This window comes from Streptomyces sp. NPDC127100 (assembly GCF_042724095.1).
GTDB lineage: Bacteria > Actinomycetota > Actinomycetes > Streptomycetales > Streptomycetaceae > Streptomyces.
This window is the reverse complement of record NZ_JBHXFL010000017.1, coordinates 1-18,163: the sequence shown is the minus strand read 5'-3', so window position 1 is coordinate 18,163 and position 18,163 is coordinate 1. Positions and strand designations below refer to the sequence as shown.

The 18,163-nt window shown below is 71.5% G+C and carries 13 protein-coding genes and 2 pseudogenes; 6 read left to right on the top strand and 9 right to left on the bottom strand.

Annotation, left to right across the window (positions count from 1 at the left end; genetic code table 11):
* Positions 1 to 57 precede the first annotated feature (57 nt).
* The 4 genes from ACFWJB_RS17865 to ACFWJB_RS17850 all read right to left on the bottom strand — a co-directional run bounded on the left by ACFWJB_RS17865 (position 58) and on the right by ACFWJB_RS17850 (position 5,189).
* A complete protein-coding gene (locus tag ACFWJB_RS17865; RefSeq protein ID WP_385459036.1) occupies positions 58 to 702 on the bottom strand; it encodes a SurA N-terminal domain-containing protein in 645 nt (214 codons plus the stop codon).
* Between the two features lie 151 nt (positions 703 to 853).
* Complete coding sequence (gene pkaE, locus ACFWJB_RS17860; RefSeq protein WP_385459061.1) at positions 854 to 2,344, bottom strand: serine/threonine protein kinase PkaE; 1,491 nt, start codon at positions 2,342 to 2,344, stop codon at positions 854 to 856.
* Between the two features lie 38 nt (positions 2,345 to 2,382).
* Positions 2,383 to 3,030, bottom strand: coding sequence for a hypothetical protein (locus ACFWJB_RS17855; protein ID WP_386923218.1), 648 nt, complete (start codon positions 3,028 to 3,030; stop codon positions 2,383 to 2,385).
* Between the two features lie 125 nt (positions 3,031 to 3,155).
* A complete protein-coding gene (locus ACFWJB_RS17850; protein ID WP_385459041.1) occupies positions 3,156 to 5,189 on the bottom strand; it encodes an N-6 DNA methylase in 2,034 nt (677 codons plus the stop codon).
* 189 nt (positions 5,190 to 5,378) lie between these two features.
* Here ACFWJB_RS17850 and ACFWJB_RS17845 point away from each other — a divergent pair, with 189 nt between their 5' ends.
* Positions 5,379 to 6,071: a hypothetical protein gene (locus tag ACFWJB_RS17845; protein WP_386923215.1), complete on the top strand. Its 693-nt coding sequence runs from the start codon at positions 5,379 to 5,381 to the stop codon at positions 6,069 to 6,071.
* A gap of 85 nt (positions 6,072 to 6,156) precedes the next feature.
* Entirely contained in the window at positions 6,157 to 6,960 is an 804-nt protein-coding gene (locus ACFWJB_RS17840) for a hypothetical protein (protein ID WP_386923213.1), read from the top strand.
* Positions 6,961 to 6,976: 16 nt separating this feature from the next.
* Here the strand turns inward: ACFWJB_RS17840 and ACFWJB_RS17835 are convergent.
* Positions 6,977 to 7,399, bottom strand: a pseudogene (locus tag ACFWJB_RS17835) (HNH endonuclease family protein); the annotation flags it as partial.
* A 123-nt stretch (positions 7,400 to 7,522) separates the two neighbouring features.
* On the opposite strand from ACFWJB_RS17835, the gene ACFWJB_RS17830 reads away from it, so the two are divergent.
* The 3 genes from ACFWJB_RS17830 to ACFWJB_RS17820 are packed head-to-tail and all read left to right on the top strand — an operon-like array spanning position 7,523 to position 11,450.
* Positions 7,523 to 8,653: a tyrosine-type recombinase/integrase gene (locus ACFWJB_RS17830; RefSeq protein WP_386923211.1), complete on the top strand. Its 1,131-nt coding sequence runs from the start codon at positions 7,523 to 7,525 to the stop codon at positions 8,651 to 8,653.
* Positions 8,650 to 10,854, top strand: coding sequence for a tyrosine-type recombinase/integrase (locus ACFWJB_RS17825; RefSeq protein WP_386923209.1), 2,205 nt, complete (start codon positions 8,650 to 8,652; stop codon positions 10,852 to 10,854). The genes ACFWJB_RS17830 and ACFWJB_RS17825 overlap by 4 nt, the downstream gene beginning before the upstream one ends.
* Positions 10,851 to 11,450, top strand: coding sequence for a DUF6262 family protein (locus ACFWJB_RS17820; protein ID WP_386923207.1), 600 nt, complete (start codon positions 10,851 to 10,853; stop codon positions 11,448 to 11,450). The genes ACFWJB_RS17825 and ACFWJB_RS17820 overlap by 4 nt, the downstream gene beginning before the upstream one ends.
* A gap of 114 nt (positions 11,451 to 11,564) precedes the next feature.
* Here the strand turns inward: ACFWJB_RS17820 and ACFWJB_RS17815 are convergent, their stop codons facing one another.
* From ACFWJB_RS17815 to ACFWJB_RS17805, 3 genes and pseudogenes are all read right to left on the bottom strand, one after another.
* A complete protein-coding gene (locus ACFWJB_RS17815) occupies positions 11,565 to 12,695 on the bottom strand; it encodes a DUF6183 family protein (protein WP_386923205.1) in 1,131 nt (376 codons plus the stop codon).
* A gap of 66 nt (positions 12,696 to 12,761) precedes the next feature.
* Entirely contained in the window at positions 12,762 to 13,532 is a 771-nt protein-coding gene (locus ACFWJB_RS17810; RefSeq protein WP_386923203.1) for an HNH endonuclease family protein, read from the bottom strand.
* A gap of 82 nt (positions 13,533 to 13,614) precedes the next feature.
* Positions 13,615 to 13,968, bottom strand: a pseudogene (locus ACFWJB_RS17805) (HNH endonuclease); the annotation flags it as partial.
* Between the two features lie 135 nt (positions 13,969 to 14,103).
* Between ACFWJB_RS17805 and ACFWJB_RS17800 the strand changes: the two are divergent.
* On the top strand, positions 14,104 to 14,304 hold the full coding sequence (locus ACFWJB_RS17800; RefSeq protein ID WP_385459049.1) for an antitoxin: 201 nt from the start codon (positions 14,104 to 14,106) through the stop codon (positions 14,302 to 14,304).
* 92 nt (positions 14,305 to 14,396) lie between these two features.
* Here the strand turns inward: ACFWJB_RS17800 and mfd are convergent, their stop codons facing one another.
* Positions 14,397 to 17,930: a transcription-repair coupling factor gene (gene mfd, locus ACFWJB_RS17795; protein ID WP_385459051.1), complete on the bottom strand. Its 3,534-nt coding sequence runs from the start codon at positions 17,928 to 17,930 to the stop codon at positions 14,397 to 14,399.
* Between the last annotated feature and the right edge of the window lie 233 nt (positions 17,931 to 18,163).

Genomic DNA, 18,163 nt, shown 5'->3' with positions numbered 1-18,163 from the left:
GCACGGCGCCGGCCGGCCCGTGAGCCGTCCGGCGCGAGGCGGTCCCCGGCGGGAGCGCTACGCCGGCTGGTTCCCGGCCTCCGCGACCTCCCGCACCCACGGTGCCGTCGCGTCGACGCGGCTGCTCTTCTGGACGTCCCAGGTGCCGTAGCGCGGGTTGAGGTCGATGTCGAGCTGCTTGGACGCCTTGGACAGGGCCTGCCAGAACTCGGGGCGGCTGGTGTCGGTGCCGAGGTGCTCGGCGAGCTTCTGGGCCTCGAGCTGGAGGCGGAGGTTCTCCTCGAGGCGCTCGGGGGCGACGCCGTACTGCTGGAGCCAGACGGTCTCCAGCTCCTTGGCGCCCCCGGCCTGCTGCTCCAGCCCGGTGCGCATCTGCTGGACCTCCTTGCGGGTGACGGTCACGCCCGCGTCCTGGGCGGCGCGGTGCAGGACCCGGTCGAGGACCATGCCGTGCAGGGTGTCGCGGGTGAGGGTGCCGCTGCGGGCGACGACCTGCTGGTACTGGGTCTCGTCCGGGACGGCGGCCCGCTGCGCCTCGCGTACCTCGTCGACCCGGTTCTCCAGCTGGGCGACGGTGATCCGCTGGTCGCCGACGACGGCGGCCGCGCCGGGATGCGCGTCGTTCCCGCAGGCGGTGAGCAGGGGTGCCGCGGCGGCGATCGCTGCGGTGAGGAGGAGCGCGGTGCGACGGCGGCGGTGCAAGGAAACCTCCCGAGGAGATTGTGCGACGGTGCACAAAGTCTTGCGATGATCGATGGTAGGCAGTGGCCCGGCTTTGGCCAACCCATTCGACCAACGATTCACGGGGACTTCGGGCACCGCCGCGCCGCCGGCGTGATCCGGACGACAGGCCCTAGCCGCGTACCTGGCCGAGCCACTCGAGGGTGCGGCGGATCTCGGCCGCGAGGGGGTGTCCGGGGCCGTGGACGCGGTCCACGTCGTGCAGGAGCCGGGCCAGTGTCTCGTGGGCGGCGGCGCGGTCGCCGAGGGCGAGGAGCAGGTGGCCGATGCGGCGGCGGACGTCGTGGGCGAGGTCGGGGTCGCCGGCGACGTACTGGTTCTCGTAGTACGGCAGCAGGGCGCGGTACTCGGCGAGGGCGGCGGCCGGTTCGCCGAGCTGCTCCAGGCACTGGGCGGCGTCGTAGCGGTGGCGCAGGGACTGCGGGTCGGCCTGACCGGCCTCGGCGGCGCGTTCGTCGGCGAGGCGGCGCAGTTCGGGCAGGGCGCGGCGGTACTGGCCGTCGTCCATGAGGGTGGCGGCGTACTGCTTGCGCAGGGTGCGGACGACCGGGGAGCGTTCGCCGTGCTGTTCGGCGGCGGCGGGCAGGATCGCGCCAAGGATGTCGACGGCCTGGGTGATGCGGCCCTCGCCGAGGAGGCGTTTGACGTCGTCGACGGCGCGGGCGACGTCGGGCTTGCCGGCCTCGGCGACGGGGGGTGCCGGGGCGGGCTGGGGTGCGGGGGTGCGGGCGCGGTCGGGCCAGGGGGCGTGCGGGCGCACGAAGGGGCGGGTGGGGTCGAGGGGGCCGCCGGTGGGCATGCCGCGCGCGGGCAGCAGCAGGGCCAGGTGTTCGTAGACCTCCTGGGCGGAGGCGGGGCGGTGCTGCGGGTCCTTGGCGAGCAGGCGCAGGACGAGTGCTTCGAGGGCCTCGGGGACCTCGGGGCGGACGCGGCGCACGGGCAGCGGCGGTTCGTACAGGTGCCGGTGGAGGACGCCGAGCGCGGTGGAGCCGGCGAAGGGGACGTCGCCGCTGAGCAGTTCGTGCAGGAGGACGCCGAGTGCGTACAGGTCGGTGTAGGGGCCGACGGCGCCGCCCATCGCCTGTTCGGGGGCCATGTAGGCGGGCGAGCCTATGGGGGTGCCGGTGTGGGTGAGGCGGGTGGTGTCGGCGTCCATGACGGAGGCGACGCCGAGGTCGAGGACGGTGACGGTGCCGTCCTGCTTCACCATCACATTGCGCGGCTTGAGGTCGCGGTGGACGATCGGCACGGCGTGCACGGCGCTGAGGACGGCGCAGAGCTGGGCGGCGACGGCGACGGCCCACTGCCAGGGGTAGGGGTCGTGCTCGGCGAGGTGGTCGGAGAGGTCGGCGCCGTCGACGTACTGCATGACGAGGAAGAGTTCCTCGCCCTCGCTGCCCGCGTCGTGCACGGTGACCAGACCCGGATGGTCGACCTGTGCGGTCACCCGGCATTCGCGCACGAACCGGCGCCGCAGTTCGTCGGCCTCCTGGCCGGCGACCTTGTCGGGGCGCAGCAGCTTCACGGCGACGCGCCGGTCGAGCCGCTGGTCGTAGGCCGTCCAGACCTGTCCCATGCCGCCCTGTCCGATGAGCGTGGACAGCTCGTAGCGGCCGGCGACGACCCGTCCCGTCGTCACGGTCACCGCGGGCCCTCGTGGTCGCCGTTGCCGTCGTGCCTGCGGAGGTAGTCGCTGAGCTCGTCGAGTTCGGCGCGGACCTGGTCGATGCGGGCGGGGGCGGGGGTGTGCGGGGGCGGGGTCCGGGCCGGCGGAGGCGTCGGTATGTGGGCCGGCGCCGGCGGCATCGGGGGCGGGGTGTGGAGGGGGTGCGGTGCGACCGGCCGGTGGGCCGTCTGCGGGGCGGTGGTGGCGGTGTAGGGCGCCGCCGGGGGCTGCGGGTAGCCGTATCCCGGTACGGGCCGCGGCGGGTGGCCGGCCCCGTAGCGGAGCTGGTGGAAGTGGCGGACGTCGGCCGCCAGGTAGTACGCCAGGGCGGCCACGAGTGTGCCGAACAGCAGGGCCATGCCCGTCCAGCCGCCGGCGGTGTGGATCTCGTCGCCGGGCTCGGTGCCGATGAGGACGAGTGCGAGGGCGTCGGCGGCGAGCGAGGCCACGAACAGGCCCCAGTCCAGGCCCTTGCGCGTGACGATCGCGAGGCGCAGCAGCATCGTCCAGGCCAGCAGGCCGATGGTGAGGACGGAGAGGGCCACGAACAGCACGCGCAGGAAGACCAGCCAGCCCGTCCGGGGTGGCTGCTTCGACGGCTGCTGGTAGCCGTGGCCATGCATGGCTGCTCCTGGTACCTGGGACGTGGACCGACGTTGTCGGCATCGAGCGTATAGGCCGACGAGGACAACCGGCCCCGGGTTGTACCGAACCGTTGTCGTGCTGGTCACTTCGCGTGCCCGGGGCCTCAGTCGGGGGTGACCGTGCCGTCCGTCAGGCCGTCGTACATGCCGCGTACGAGCTGTTCGCCGAGGCGGCCCGCGTGCCTGAGCGCCCGCTCGAACTCGTCGAGGGCGCGGAAGCGGGCTCCGTAGCGGTGCTGTGCGTCGAGCGGGAGCCGGGGGAGCTGGAGCCGGCGCACGTCGAGGCGGGTGGCGGTGGAGGCGTAGCTGCTGGCCTGGCGGTTGTTGGCGGTGCCGCGCAGGAACCCGGCGAGGAACCAGGGGTCGAGCGCGGCCGGGTCGGGGCGCAGCAGGACGAGGTGGCGTCCCAGGGCGGCGCCGGCGGTGGCGTCGTCGATCACGCGGGCGACGGAGTCGCCGCCGAGGACGGGCAGGACGACGTCCCCGGGCTCGGTGAGCACGGGTTCCTCGTCGCTCTCCGGGAGGGTGCCGGAGGGGCCGGTGCCGGCGAGGACGTCGAGGTCGGTGAGGACGGGCACGCGCGCGTGGCCGCCGTTGGTGCCGGTGCGCATCCTCAGGGCGCCGCCGCGGGCGAGTTCGCCGACGGTGGTGAGGGGCCAGCGGGGTGCCGTCCGTGCGTGGCCGGCGGGCGGCGGGGTGAGGTCGGCGGCCAGGCGCAGGGTCTCGCCGAGGCGTTCGCGTACGTCCGTGAGCTGTTCGGCGCCGTCGGCGGCGGTGGGCGGCGGCAGCCGGCGGGCGGGGGCGAGGTCGACGTCGTCGTCGAGGAGTTCGATGACGGGCAGGGAGCGGGCCAGGCCCGGGCGTTCGTCGAGGTGCCCGGCGCGGTCGAAGTCCCGCCAGGCGTCGAGCACGGCTTCCCGCACGGCCCGCCAGTCCGGTCCGCCGCGTCCCTCGCCGGCGAACTGCCCCACGTCGGCCAGGAGTACCTCGGGCTGCGCGGGCGCCTTCTCGGGGCGCCGCAGCACCCACAGGTGGAGCGGGATGTTGTACGGCGGCGCGGCGCCGACCGGCAGGGCGACGACGGCGCGCAGCGCGCCCAGGCGGAGCAGGCCGGCGCGGATGCGGCGGCCGGAGCGGCGGGAGGCGGCGGCGGGCGGCATGAGGAGGACGGCCGTGCCGCCGTCGGTCAGGCGGGCGAGGGCGTGCTGCACCCAGGCCAGCTCGGACTCGGTGCGGGCCGGGAAGCCGTACTCCCAGCGGGTGTCGTAGGCGAGTTCGTCGTGCCCCCAGTTGCGCTCGTTGAACGGCGGGTGGCACAGGACGGCGTCGGCGCGCAGCTCGGGGAAGGCGTCCGCGCGCAGGGTGTCGCCGGCGGCGATGCGCACGGCGGCCGTCGTGCTGAGGGCGAGCCGCAGTCCGGTGAGCGCGGCGAGTTCGGGGGCGCTGTCCTGGCCGTACTGCTCCTGGCCGGGGCGGGCGGCGACGGCGCGGAGCAGGGTGCCGGTGCCGCAGGCGGGGTCGAGCACCGTCCGGGCGGGGCCGGCGAGTTCGGCCATCAGCTCGGCGAGGGAGGCCGGGGTGAGGGTGTAGTGCCGCGGGTTGGCGTCGAGGTGCCGGCCGAGCAGGAACTCGTACGTCTGCCGGGCGCCCTGGGCCGCGGCGAGTTCGGCGGTGCCGCGCAGGAGGGGGACGGAGGGGAGCAGCCGGGGGCTGACCGGGGTGGGGACGGTGCGGTCGCGGTCGGTGCCGAAGCGCGGGGTGAGCACCTGGTCGAGTGCGGCGGGCAGCAGGGCGGCGAGGCGCTCGTCGGAGCCGGCGCTCAGGTCCAGCCAGTCGGTGGGGCGGTCGTGGATGAGCAGGAGGAGGCAGCCGGCGTGGGTGAGGGCCGTGACCGGGCCGTCGGGGTGGCCGGCGAGTTGCTGCCAGACGCGTTCGCGCAGGGGGACCTCGGCGAGCTTGCCCTGGTCGCGCAGCCACTGCTCGACGTCGGCGAGGGCGAAGGAGGGGCTGGTCTCGGTGCCGCCGACGGGTTTGGGGAAGTCCGCGTGCCGGCGGCGCCAGTTGCTCACGGCGGCGCGGCCGACGCCGGCGAGCCGCGCGATTCCGGCGGCGGTCACTTCTGTCGCGTTGTCCTGCACCCGCACGGCTCCCCTCGTCCAGTGTGGCGACGAGCATACCGAGGACCGCATGGAGCGACGCATTCACGGGCGTGTACTCACTCCACCCTGTGAGCCTGGTTGACTCGGTTCACAGCTTCTGTTCTTATTGACCTCGCCAACGAGCGAACGCCGACAGGAGGCGGTCGCCGTACGGGAGGGGACACAGCCATGGGCATGAAGGGCAAGGTCGCGCTGGGCGCCGTCGTGGGGATCGTCGTCATCGGAGCCGTCTCGGCGAACTCCGGCGGCGACGACGGCGGGTCCGACGTCAAGGGCTCTTCCGCGTCCGCGGGGCAGCAGGCCGGCAGCGAGAAGGACGCGGGTGCGGCCGAGGGCGCGGACACGGCGAAGGCGGAGAAGAAGGCCGCCTTCGAGGGGGACGGCGACTTCGAGGTCGGCTCGGACGTCAAGCCCGGCACCTACCGCACCACCGGCAACACGGACGGCATGTGCTACTGGGAACGCGCCAAGGACGCGTCGGGCGAGCTGGACTCCCTGCTGGCCAACGACAACGTGACCGGCACCTCCTACGTCACCGTCCAGGCCACCGACAAGTTCTTCAAGTCGAACGGCTGCGGCGACTGGGAGGCGGTCGACCCGAAGGCGAAGGGCACTCCCGCCGCCACGATGTCCGGGGACGGCGGCATGTTCGCGGTCGGCACCGACATCGCCCCCGGCACCTACAAGTCCACGGGCAACACCGACGACATGTGCTACTGGGAGCGCACCAAGGACGCCGCCCACTCGCTCGAGTCGATCATCGCCAACAACAACGTGTCCGGCACGGCGGTCGTGCGCATCAGCGCCTCGGACGCCTACTTCAAGACGGTCGGCTGCTCGGACTGGAAGAAGACCGGCTGACCCGCCGCGCACCCCCCGGGGCCCGGCCCCACCGGTCCACCGCCGACCCCTCCCGATCCACCCCCAGCACCATCAAGGAGCCCCCATGCGGCGCACCACACTCGTCGCCCTCTGCCTCGTGGCGACGACCACCGCCGGACTCGCCGGCTGCCAGTCGGGCACGGACGACGACCGGTCCGGCGGTTCGGGCACACCGGCCACCGCGTCCGCGTCGAAGCCGGCGTCGAAGGCCGCGTCCGCGGACCCGTTCGCCGGGCTGACCGGGGCGGAGATCGCCGACCGGGCCGTCGAGGCCACCACCGGGGCACGCTCGCTGCGCATGACCGGCGACGTCCCCGACGACGAGAGCGGCGGCACCATCCGGATCGACATGGCCATGGACCGGCAGGGCGAGTGCGCCGGCACGATGAGCATGGACGGGCAGGGCCAGGCCGAGCTGGTCAGGACCGGCGGCACGCTCTACATGAAGTACGACGAGAAGTTCCTGCGCGCCCAGAGCGAGGGCGAGCCCCAGGCGGACACCGACGCGGCCGTGGCGATGCTGGCCGGCCGGTGGACCAAGATGTCCGCCGGCGGCCAGGACGCCAAGGACATGACGGGCTTCTGCGACCTGGACACCATGCTCGGCGAGATGGAGGGCGCCGGCCAGGACGTGACGCGCGGCGAGTCCACCACCGTCGGCGGCACGCCCGCGCTCGTCCTGCACGAGAAGGACGGCGCGGACCGCAACACGCTCTACGTCGCCACCGAGGGCAAGCCGTACCTGCTGCGCTTCGACAGCGCGTCGAAGCAGGACCCCGGCACGATGACCCTCAGCGCCTACGACGAGCCGGTGGCCGCGAAGGCGCCCTCCGGGACGGTCCTGGACCTGGACGCGCTGGGCGGCTGAGGCGGCGCGGCCCGGCTCAGCCGCCGCACTGCCGCAGCATCGCCTGCCGGTCCGGCGCGGTCACCGCCAGTTCGTACTTGACGGCGACCTGGGCGAACCGGACGGCGTACGCGCACCGGATGCCCTTGCTCGGGGGCAGCCAGGTGGCCGGCCCGGAGTCGCTCTTGGCCGAGTTGGCCCGGCCCTCGACCGGGATGAGGTTGAGGGGGTCGTTCGCGAGCTGCCTGCGCTTGCTCTCCGGCCACCGCGAGGAGCCCAGCTGCCAGCTGTACGACAGCGGCACCACGTGGTCGATCTGGACCTCGCTCGCCTTCTGCTTGCGCCACTCGATGGTCGTGGCGGTGTACGGGTCGTCCAGCGTCATCGCGACGACCACACAGTTGGAGCCGGACCGGAAGCGCACGTCCTGGCCGTCGCGTCGCAGCAGGTCGTTGCGGGTTATCTCTATCGCCCTCCTGGCCTCGATGCACATGAGGCACAGCCGTAACCCCTTCCTGTCTCTCGCAGTTATCAGTCATGCCATGAGGCACATGAGTGACAACGGAGACAGGAAGCAGATCCCGTGACGTTACGTGCAGAGAAGGCCGTGTCGCCCACCACCGGCGAGGTCACCTGGCTGCTGGTCGACGAGGAGACTTACGCGCCTCACCCCGAGGCCCGTGAGTTCTCCCTGTACCTGCGCGGAGCCGGGCGGTCACCGCAGACACAGCGCGCATACGTCCCCAGAATCGGCCGCTTCCTCAACTGGTGCACTGAGCGGGGCACCGACTGGCAGACCGTCCGACTCGGGGACATGAGCCTGTTCAAGTTCCACGTCGAGCGGACACCGACCCGGTACGGGCGGCCTCCGACCGGCAGAACGGTCAACGCCACGCTCACCGCGGTCTGCGAGTTCCTCCGCTTCTGCGCCGTCCAGGGACACGTGGCCCACGAAGTCGCCGCGCGTCTCAGCGAGCCCCGCTTCCTCGCACACGCCCCGGCCGGCTTCGATCCCGGCGAGGGCGGCCAGCACCTGATGGTCAAAGCCCGCGTCCTGAAGGCGCCGGAGATCGCGCGGGCGCCGCAGACGCTCACCCGCGCCCAGACTGATCAGATCCTCGACGCCGCTCGCACCGCGCGTGACCGGCTGCTGCTGACCGTCCTCCTGGAGGCAGGCGTGCGCATCGGCGAAGCCCTCGGACTGCGGCGCGAGGACATGCATCTGCTCCCCGACTCCACCCATCTCGGCTGCCGGACCGGTGGCGCGCACCTGCACGTCAGGCCTCGGCAGGACAACGTCAACGGGGCACGGGCCAAAGCCGGGCGTCCTCGCATGGTTCCGCTGACGCCAGAGGTGGTGCATCGGTATCGCGATCATCTCGCCGAGCGTGAGCAGGTGGCCAGCTCCGCCGACTGTGACTACGTCTTCGTCAACCTCGTCGGCGTCCACGCGGGACGCCCCCTGTCGTACTCCAACGCCAAGCAAGTGGTCGAACGGATCGGGAGGCGCTGTGGTCTGACCGCCCGGCCGCACATGATGCGGCACACTGCCGCCACCCGCTGGATCCGCAACGGGGTCGCTCCGGACGTCGTGCAGACACTCCTGGGCCATGCCTCGTCGGCGAGCACAGCCGTGTACGTGCACGCCCGGGACGAGGATCTCCGCGCGGCCGTCGCAGCCGTCGACAGTCTCGCCTCGGAGCTGCTGCGATGACCATTGCGCCTCTCCGCTCGGCTGTCGTTGCCTCCGTCTCCGTTGAACCGGAGTGGTCATCATGGCTCGCGGCGCGCCTCCCGTCGGGCTGGCGGGCAGATGAGTGGGACCCCGTTCAGGCACTGTTCACTGCCGATCCCGGTAGTCCGACGACCAGCGTGTTCGTCTGCTCCGTCGCCTTCTGCACCACCCATGTGGCGAGCAACGGATCCCGCTGCGACGCCTGCCGGAAAGCCCGTTACCTCCTCGGGAACCCTGCGGACTTCGACACCACGCACACCCCGGATCCGTCCCGCCGCAAGCCCAACAACTCCGCGAACGGGGCGATGCCAGGCGTCTCCCAGTTCTCGCTCGCCGATGTGAGCCCGGCGGTCCGCCAGGAGCTCTTGTACGGGCTCCAGCAGCGCGACGACGCCGGCATCAGCCTGGTCCCCCAGCGAGTGCGCCGCATCGTGGCCGGCCTCCCCTCCGGACTCGGCTCGCTCCTTGAACTGGACGCCTCTTTCTCCTCCGGGCTTCCGGCTGCGGCCTCCGGCGTCCTGAACGGTGTTCTCCTGCACGTCCGACGCGCACGCGTCGAGTTCGAGGGCACCGATCCGACCTCGGGCGACATATGGGAGTGCGCTCTCATCGGGCTGACGGCCGGACGCGGTCGCAAGTACGCCGCTGTCCACGGCGAGATCGACTTCCGTCCGGTGCGGCAGCGTTGGCTGCGGGAGCTGGTCAAGGAGTACGGCCGCACGGCGCGCCCCAACGTCATGGACCTACGGCAGACCGTCTACGCGGCGACCATCGCGTCCTCCGCGTTGGCAGGCCGCCCCCACGGGGATGAGCCGGGGCTCCTCGCCATGGCTGACATGAACGCCGTAGTGGACATGTTCCGCATCACCAAGCGGCCCGAGGACGGGCACGACTACTCCACCAGCCACCGCAGAGCCCTGCTCCGCCACTGGCGCACGTTTCTGGACTACGCACGGCAGGCCGGGATGATGGATCACGTGCCCGGCGGGTTCGCGCTCAACCCCCGCTTCCACAGCATCGCCGCCGTGGAAGTGGCCGAGGACGATCTCGGCCGTGCGATCCCCGAACACGTCATCGCCCAGCTCGACGCGCACCTCGATCTGCTGGGCACCTCGACGGGGTACGCGAGCGGCGGCTGGGCGGCCGCCGACTTCGCGCGGATGTACCAGGTGGTCTACGCGGTCCTCCGGGACACCGGCCGGCGTCCGGGCGAGATCACCAGCCTGCGCCGCGACTGCCTGGAGCGGATCGACGGCAAACCGACGCTGATCTACGACAACCACAAACGGCGCCGCCACGGCCGTCGGCTGCCCATCTCGGAGAGCACTGCCCAGGTGATCGAAGCCTGGCAGAAAGCACTCGATGCACTACCAGCCGTCCCGGCCTGCGGCCAGTGGCTGTTTCCCTCGCCGGGACAGCGCAACCGTCCGCGGCGCGGGCATCTGAACGCTTCGCATTTCTGCAACCGGATCTTCCGGAACTGGGTCGACGAACTGATCCCAGACCTCGTGGACGACCGGATCGGCAAGGACGGCACCCCACTCGCCTACGACCGCACCCAGGTCGTCCCGTACGGCTTCCGCCACGCTTACGCCCAGCGCCATGCGGACGCGGGCACCCGCCCCGACGTGCTGCGGGAACTCATGGATCACCGTTCGCTGGACGTGACCATGGGCTATTACAAGGTCTCCCTCAGCCGAAAGCAGGAGGCCGTGCGCACGGTCGCGGCACTCGCCGTCGACCGGCACGGAGCAGCCCGCGGATTCGGCGATCCCCTCGCCTACGAGGTGGAAAGCGTCGGGGTTCCCTACGGCGGCTGCACCGAGCCGAGCAACGTCAAGGCCGGCGGCGGGCACTGCCGCATCCGCTTCCAGTGCGCCGGGTGCGACTTCTACCGCCCCGATCCCTCCTACCTCCCCGCCTTGGAACAGCAGGTCGCGGACTTGCGCGCCGACAAGGAAGCGGCCCTCGCCATGGAGGCCGCCGACTGGGTTGTGCGCAATCTCGACGACCAGATCCGCGCCTACTCGAAGTCGGCCGACGAGATGCGGCGGAAGCTCGACGCCCTGCCCGCCGAGGAGCGGGCCACCGTCGAATCCGCCTCAAGCGAGCTGCGCAAGGCCCGCGCGGCAGCGGCCTTCATCCCTCTGCAGGCGCTGACGGCACGGAGCTCGGAATGAAAATCCCTGCTGCTTCCGGCGGCAACGACCGGCACGCCCGGGTCGAGCGGCTGCGCGTCAGCCGCGCCAAGGACAGCGAAGACAAGACCAGGCGTGCACTCGACACCGTGGACGGTCTTCTCCGCTTGGGACGACGAATCACCGTCGCCCAAGTAGCCCGGGAGGCCTCGGTATCCACGTGGTTCGTCTACAACCAGCCGCAGGTGCACCAGGCCGTTCAGGACGGCATCACCGCCCAGCGAACGCGGGGTCGCCAGAACTCCCATGCTCCGGAAGCGTCCCAGGTGTCTCCGGCCGGGTTGCGGACGGATCTCGCACTGGCCCGCGAAGAGATCAAGGACCTCAAGAAGGAGCGCGATCGGCTCCGTAACCGGGTCAGGCTGTCTCTGGGCGCCGAATTGGAGGGCGTGAACCAGCACGAGCTGGTCGAGCGGGTACAGCAGATCGAGCAGCGGAATACCGCGCTGGAGCAAGCGTTGTCAGAGGCCAGGGATCAGATCGCCGCCCTGGAGGGTCAACTGCGTGAGGCGGAGGACGACCTCACCGCCGCACGAGCCGGTCTCCGCCGTGCCATGCGGGCTGTTCCGTCTCCGTAGCCCTTGCGATACCGCCCACTCGCGGCTGTCCGGCTTTCATACCGTCTTCGGGACAGCCGCGAGGAGGTCGGCGAAGTGGTCAGGAATTGACTCACGCGCCGGTCAGGACCGCGCTCAGTCGGTGTCCGTCGCGGCCAGCATCGCCAGTCGTCGGCGTTCTGGAGAGACCGCGACGAGGCCGATGTCCCAGGCCACACGGTCGAACCACTTGGTATCGGCGCCAAAGGCATACCAAGCGCATGCCCGTGCACTCGCCTCGACCTCTTCCGCGCGGCAGCCCTGTTCCGTACCGGAGAGGCTGGCCATGGACTGCCAGGCGGCCAGTCGGCCGTAGGCACCACGGACGCCGGAGTTGTAGGCACCGCCCGTGGATGCGGCGGCGAAGAGAACCCGCCATGGGTGCTCTGGAGGGCAGGCCGCAACCGATAGGGCGGCCTTCTTCGTCCCTGCGCCTTCCAAGCACTTCAGCCCGAGTGCCAACAGCATCCTCGGAACCGACTCGGCTTCCAGAGGAGCTGCCAGATCGAAGACTCGTGCTTCGATCCGGCCGTTCGACTCCTCGGCCCAGTTCGTCACAGCAACGCCGGTGGCCTTGGCAACGGCTTCGGTCGTCGTCTCCTCGACCGGCGGCACGGGCGCCCGGTCATCACGCGGCACCTCACGGTTCGCCGGCGGGCCATACGGCGTCGAGTGGCTGCCACCGCGCGCGCTGTAGCTCGGCAGATCCGGCTGGCCTTCCAGCTCCGACAGCGCCAACGGCAACCACCCCAGCGGATGAAGCCTCCAGTGCGGCGACGTCGCCCATCCGGCGACTCCCGGTGACTCCGTGACGTCCACGCCTCTGAGAACCAGCTCATGGACCAGGCACGCCCGAAGTTCCTCAGTGGCGTGTCCAGTGAACGCCACTGCGAGTTCCTCGACCGGCTGGCCGGAGGCCAGCAGGGAGGCGCTATAGCGGTCCAGCTTCCTGTCAGCGGCCCCTGCGCAAGAAATCAGCCGCAGTGCTTGGGCGACGTTGCCGGGACCAGGCGTGGTGGCCAGCAGCCGGAGCAAGTAGTTGAAAACGCTCCTGTACTGCCATATCCGACCGGCATCAGAGGCGTAGGCCCCGGCGAGCGCAATAGCGAGGTCCGCGACGAAAGCAGCGTCTCCCCGCCCGAGACTGCGGTCAGCCGTCTTCCACACGTCGGTGACGCTCTTCATGCCGGGCAGCTTCGTCACGATCTTTTGTATGCGGTCAGCCACGGCAATGGACCCTATGCGGCCCACAGCCCGAAAGCGACGGCATTTCCCCAGTTCACCGCGCTCCTCTCAGCTCCCGCACTGCTTGAGCATCACGCTCTTGTCCGGGGCTGTTACCGGGAGCCCGTACTTTTCCGCGACCTGTGCGAACCGCACCGCGTACGAGCACCGGATCGACTTGTTCGGCGGCAGCCAGGACGCCGGGCCCGAATCGCGCTTGGCAGAGTTCGTGGAGCCTGAGACCGGCAGAAGATTGAGCACGTCGTTGGCCAGCTGCTCCCGCTTCTCCTTGCTCCAACGCGAGGCACCCATCTGCCAGGCGTACGACAACGGCACCACATGGTCGATTTGCACCTCGGCGGCCTTCGCCTTCTTCCAGGCGATGTCCTTGCCGGTGTACGGGTCGTACAGGTCCATCGACACGACCACGCAGTCGGAACCCCTACGGAACTCGACGTCCTGTCCATGAAGTTTCAGCAAGTCGTTCCGCGTGTCGCAACCGTTCCGCGCCAGCGGCACCCCGTCCGCCGTGTCCATCCACGCATAGCCGAACTTGTCCCGTTCGTAGCCCGTCTTCGGCCCACGCCCCTTGACCGTGAGTGCGTCGACGAGCTTGCGCGCGTTGGCCCTGTCCGCCTCCGACGTGAGCGCGCCGAGCCCCGGCTTCGTTCCGTCCGGATTCGTCAGCGGGCTCGCCGCCTGCCCGGCAGCGGCGTCCGGTCCGGATCCCGCGGAGCTTCCGCCCGGCTCCAGGCCATCACAGCCTGCGACGAGCGTGACGGCAACGGTGACCGTGAGGACGCCCCTCTTCCCGCGCGTAAGCAGCGGCCTGTGGCTCATGTGCCTCTCACTACGCACAGCTGACCACACCCCACGTACGCTGCGAGAACAGATCCATCACGGCGCGAAGCATAGAGATAATGCGGGTATCGCAGCCGTTCCTCGCCAGTGGCACCCCGTCGGCGGTGTCCATCCAGGCGTAGCCGAACTCGTCCCGGTCGTAGCCGGTCTTGGGGCCGCGCCCCTTGGTCCTCAGGCTCTCGATGAGCTTGCGGGCCGTGGCCCGGCCGGCGTCGTCCGCGACCGGGGCGAGACCGGGCTTGGTCCCGTCCGGGTTGCGCAGCGGGCTGACGGCGTGCCCCGCGGCCGGTGCCTCGGCGCCGGCGCCCGGCGACGAGGTGCCCTCGCCCTCGAGGCCCTCGCACCCGGTGACCAGGGCCAGCGTGAGTGCCGCCCCGGCGGCCCATGCGGTACGGATTCTGCTGCGCCGGCTCATGCGCGCCCCTCCCCTTGCGGATTCCCGGCACCACCGTAGCGAGGAAGAGGTCCAGACCATAGAGGGCGTTACTGGGCATGCGGGACATATCTGCCGTACGGTCGAGGGTGAGTCCCGTCTCGAAAGGAGCGCCGCATGGGCTTCCTCGACAAGATGAAGAGCATGGCCGGCAAGGACAAGGACCGCTCACGGAAGATGTCCGACGCCGCCGAGCGCCAGGTCAACCAGCGGACCGGCGGCAAGCACGAGAAGCAGGTCGACGCCGCGCAGCAGCGTGCCGAGGACCAGCTCGGTTTCGGGCGCGAGCGGGGCGGTGACCGTCCGGAGCGGCCGTAGGCCCGCCGCTCCCTCACACCGCGCACGCGAGAAGCCGTCCGGGGAGAGAGGTCCCCGGACGGCTTCTCGCGTGTCGGTGCGCGGGCGGGTGGCTACGAGCCCAGGATCGAGGTCAGGAACTCCCCGACCCACGCCAGCAGTTCCCGCCCGAGGAGCGGCTTGCCGCCCACCTTCGCGGTCTTGGGGCGCGGCACCAGCACCTGGTGGGCGGTCTCCTTGACGACCGTGCCCGGGTACAGGCGCTTGAGCCGCAGCTCCTGCGACTCGCGCAACTCCACCGGGGCGAAGCGGACGTTGTTGCCCTGGAGGACGATCTCGCCGACCCCGCAGGCCCGCGCGAGCATCCGCAGCCCCGCGACCAGCAGCAGGTTCTCCACCGGTTCGGGCAACTTGCCGTAGCGGTCGACGAGTTCCTCGCGTACGGCCTTGACGTCCTCCTCGCTGTTGGCCGAGGCGATGGCGCGGTACGCCTGGAGCCGCAGCCGCTCGCCGGGGGCGTAGTCGTGCGGGACGTGCGCGTCGACCGGCAGCTCGATCTTCACCTCGAGCGGCGGCTCCTCCTCGACACCGCCCTCCAGCGAGGCCCGGTAGTCGGCGACGGCCTCGCCGACCATCCGCACGTACAGGTCGAAGCCGACGCCCGCGATGTGGCCGGACTGCTCGCCGCCGAGCAGGTTGCCGGCGCCGCGGATCTCCAGGTCCTTCATCGCCACGTACATGCCCGCGCCCATCTCGGTGTGCTGGGCGATGGTCGCGAGCCGCTCGTGCGCGGTCTCCGTCAGCGGCTTCTCCGGCGGGTACAGGAAGTAGGCGTAGCCGCGCTCGCGGCCGCGGCCGACCCGGCCGCGCAGCTGGTGGAGCTGGCTGAGGCCGAAGTTGTCGCCGCGCTCGACGATGAGGGTGTTGGCGTTGGAGATGTCGATGCCGGACTCGACGATGGTCGTGGAGACCAGCACGTCGAACCGCTTCTCCCAGAAGTCGACGACGACCTTCTCGAGGGCCTGTTCCGACATCTGGCCGTGGGCGGTGGCGATGCGCGCCTCAGGCACGATCTCACGCAGCCGCGCCGCGGCCCGGTCGATGGACTCGACCCGGTTGTGGATGTAGAAGACCTGGCCCTCGCGCAGCAGTTCGCGGCGGATGGCGGCGCCGATCTGCTTCTGCTCGTAGGGGCCGACGAAGGTCAGGACCGGGTGGCGCTCCTCGGGCGGGGTGGTGATCGTGGACATCTCGCGGATGCCGGTGACCGCCATCTCCAGGGTGCGCGGGATGGGCGTCGCGGACATGGTCAGGACGTCGACGTTGGCGCGGAGCTTCTTCAGCTGCTCCTTGTGCTCGACGCCGAAGCGCTGCTCCTCGTCGACGATGACCAGGCCCAGGTCCTTGAACTTGGTCTCGGAGGAGAACAGCCGGTGGGTGCCGATGACGACGTCCACCGAGCCCTCGCGCAGGCCCTCCAGGACCGCCTTGGCCTCGGTGTCGGTCTGGAAGCGGGACAGCGCCCTCACGTTGACCGGGAACTGGGCGTACCGGTCGCCGAACGTCCCGAAGTGCTGCTGCACCAGCAGGGTGGTGGGCACGAGGACGGCGACCTGCTTGCCGTCCTGGACGGCCTTGAAGGCGGCACGGACCGCGATCTCGGTCTTGCCGTAGCCGACGTCGCCGCAGATCAGGCGGTCCATGGGGACCGTCTTCTCCATGTCCTCCTTGACCTCGGCGATGGTGGTGAGCTGGTCGGGCGTCTCCGCGTAGGGGAAGGCGTCCTCCAGCTCGCGCTGCCAGGGGGTGTCGGCGCCGAACGCGTGGCCCGGCGCCGCCATCCGGGCGCTGTAGAGCTTGATCAGGTCGGCGGCGATCTCCTTGACCGCCTTCTTCGCGCGGGCCTTGGTCTTGGTCCAGTCGGCGCCGCCCAGGCGGTGCAGGGTGGGGGCCTCGCCGCCGACGTACTTGGTGATCTGCTCCAGCTGGTCCGTCGGGATGTACAGCCGGTCGCCGGGCTGGCCGCGCTTGGCGGGGGCGTACTCCACGACCAGGTACTCGCGGGTGGCGCCCTGCACGGTGCGCTGGACCATCTCGATGTAGCGGCCCACGCCGTGCTGCTCGTGGACGATGTAGTCGCCCGCCTCCAGGGTGAGCGGGTCGATGGTCTTGCGCCGCCGGGCCGGCATCCGGGCGCCCTCGCGGCCGGCGGCCTTCTGGCCGGTCAGGTCGGTCTCGGTGAGCACGACGAGCCTCAGCGCCGGGTCGACGAAGCCGTGGTCGACCGAGCCGCAGGAGACGTGCACGACTGCGGGGGACAGCTCGTCCAGGTCGTTGTCGAGGCGGGCGGCGATGCCCTCGCCGCCCAGCACCTCGACGGTGCGGGACGCCGGGCCGTGGCCCTCGGTGAGGTAGACCGCACGCCAGCCGTCGGACAGCCAGCCCTTGGTGTCGGCCAGGGCCCTGGCGGTGTCGCCGCGGTAGGTCTCGGTGGCGCGCATGCCGAGCTTGAGCGTGTCGGCTTCGTCGAGGGCGTCGTCGGCGGCGAACGGCGACACCGACCACCACATCATGTCGAGCTCGCGGGCCCGGTCCCGGACGTCGGCGATGGACCACAGGGAGGCCGCGTCGACGTCGATCGGCGCCTCGCCGCCGCCCGCGGTGGCGGCCCAGGACGCCTGGAGGAACTCCTGGCTCGTGGCCACCAGGTCGGCGGCCCGGGTCCGCACCCGCTCGGGGTCGCAGACTACGGCCATGGCGCCTTTGGGCAGCACGTCCAGCAGCAGCTCCATGTCGTCCACGAGGACGGGCGCGAGGGACTCCATGCCCTCCACGGCGATGCCCTCGGCGATCTTGCCGAGCAGCTCGCCGAGCTCGGGGTGCTCCTCGGCGAGGGCGGCGGCCCGCTCGCGGACCTCGGGGGTCAGCAGCAGCTCGCGGCAGGGCGGCGCCCACAGTCCGTGCTCGGCGATCTCCAGGGAGCGCTGGTCGGCGACCTTGAAGTAGCGGATCTCCTCGACGTCGTCGCCCCAGAACTCGACGCGCAGGGGGTGTTCCTCGGTGGGCGGGAACACGTCGAGGATGCCGCCGCGCACCGCGAACTCGCCGCGCTTCTCCACCAGCTCAACGCGGGCGTACGCGGCGGCGGCGAGGGCCTCGACGACCTCGTTCAGGTCGGCGTTCTGCCCGGTGCGCAGGGACACCGGCTCCAGGTCGCCCAGGCCCTTGACCTGGGGCTGGAGCACGGAGCGCACGGGTGCGACGACGACCGAGACCGGGCCGGTCTCCGGGTCGTCGGGCCGCGGGTGGGTCAGGCGCCGCAGGACGGCCAGGCGGCGGCCGACGGTGTCGCTGCGCGGGCTGAGCCGTTCGTGCGGCAGTGTCTCCCAGGACGGGTACTCGACGACGCCCTCGGGCGGCAGCAGCGAGCGCAGGGCCGCGGCCAGGTCCTCCGCCTCGCGGCCCGTCGCCGTCACCGCCAGGACGGTCCGGCTCGTCTCGCGGGCCAGCGCGGCGACCGAGAAGGGGCGGGCCGCGGGGGGACCGACCAGGTCGACGTGCATGCGGTTGCCGTCGGCGGCCGCGGTGATCGCTTCCGCGAGTGCGGCGTCCTTGACGACGGCGTCGAGCAGACCGTGCAGGCTCATTCGGGGCGCTTTCCGTCCGGGGATGTACAACACGACGGGCCCGACGCGCGCTGCGGGCCGGGGGGTCTCCAGCGTACGTCGCCGCGCGGGCGGGTGCGGGAGCTGTGGACGGCGTCCCGCCCGTGTACGGGTGCCCCACCCGGCCCGGCCGGCCGGGAGGCGGGCCGATCGAAAGGAGCCCGGCGCCGGAGGACCCGGGGTCGCCGGCGGCGGGGCGCACCTCCCCCCCCCCC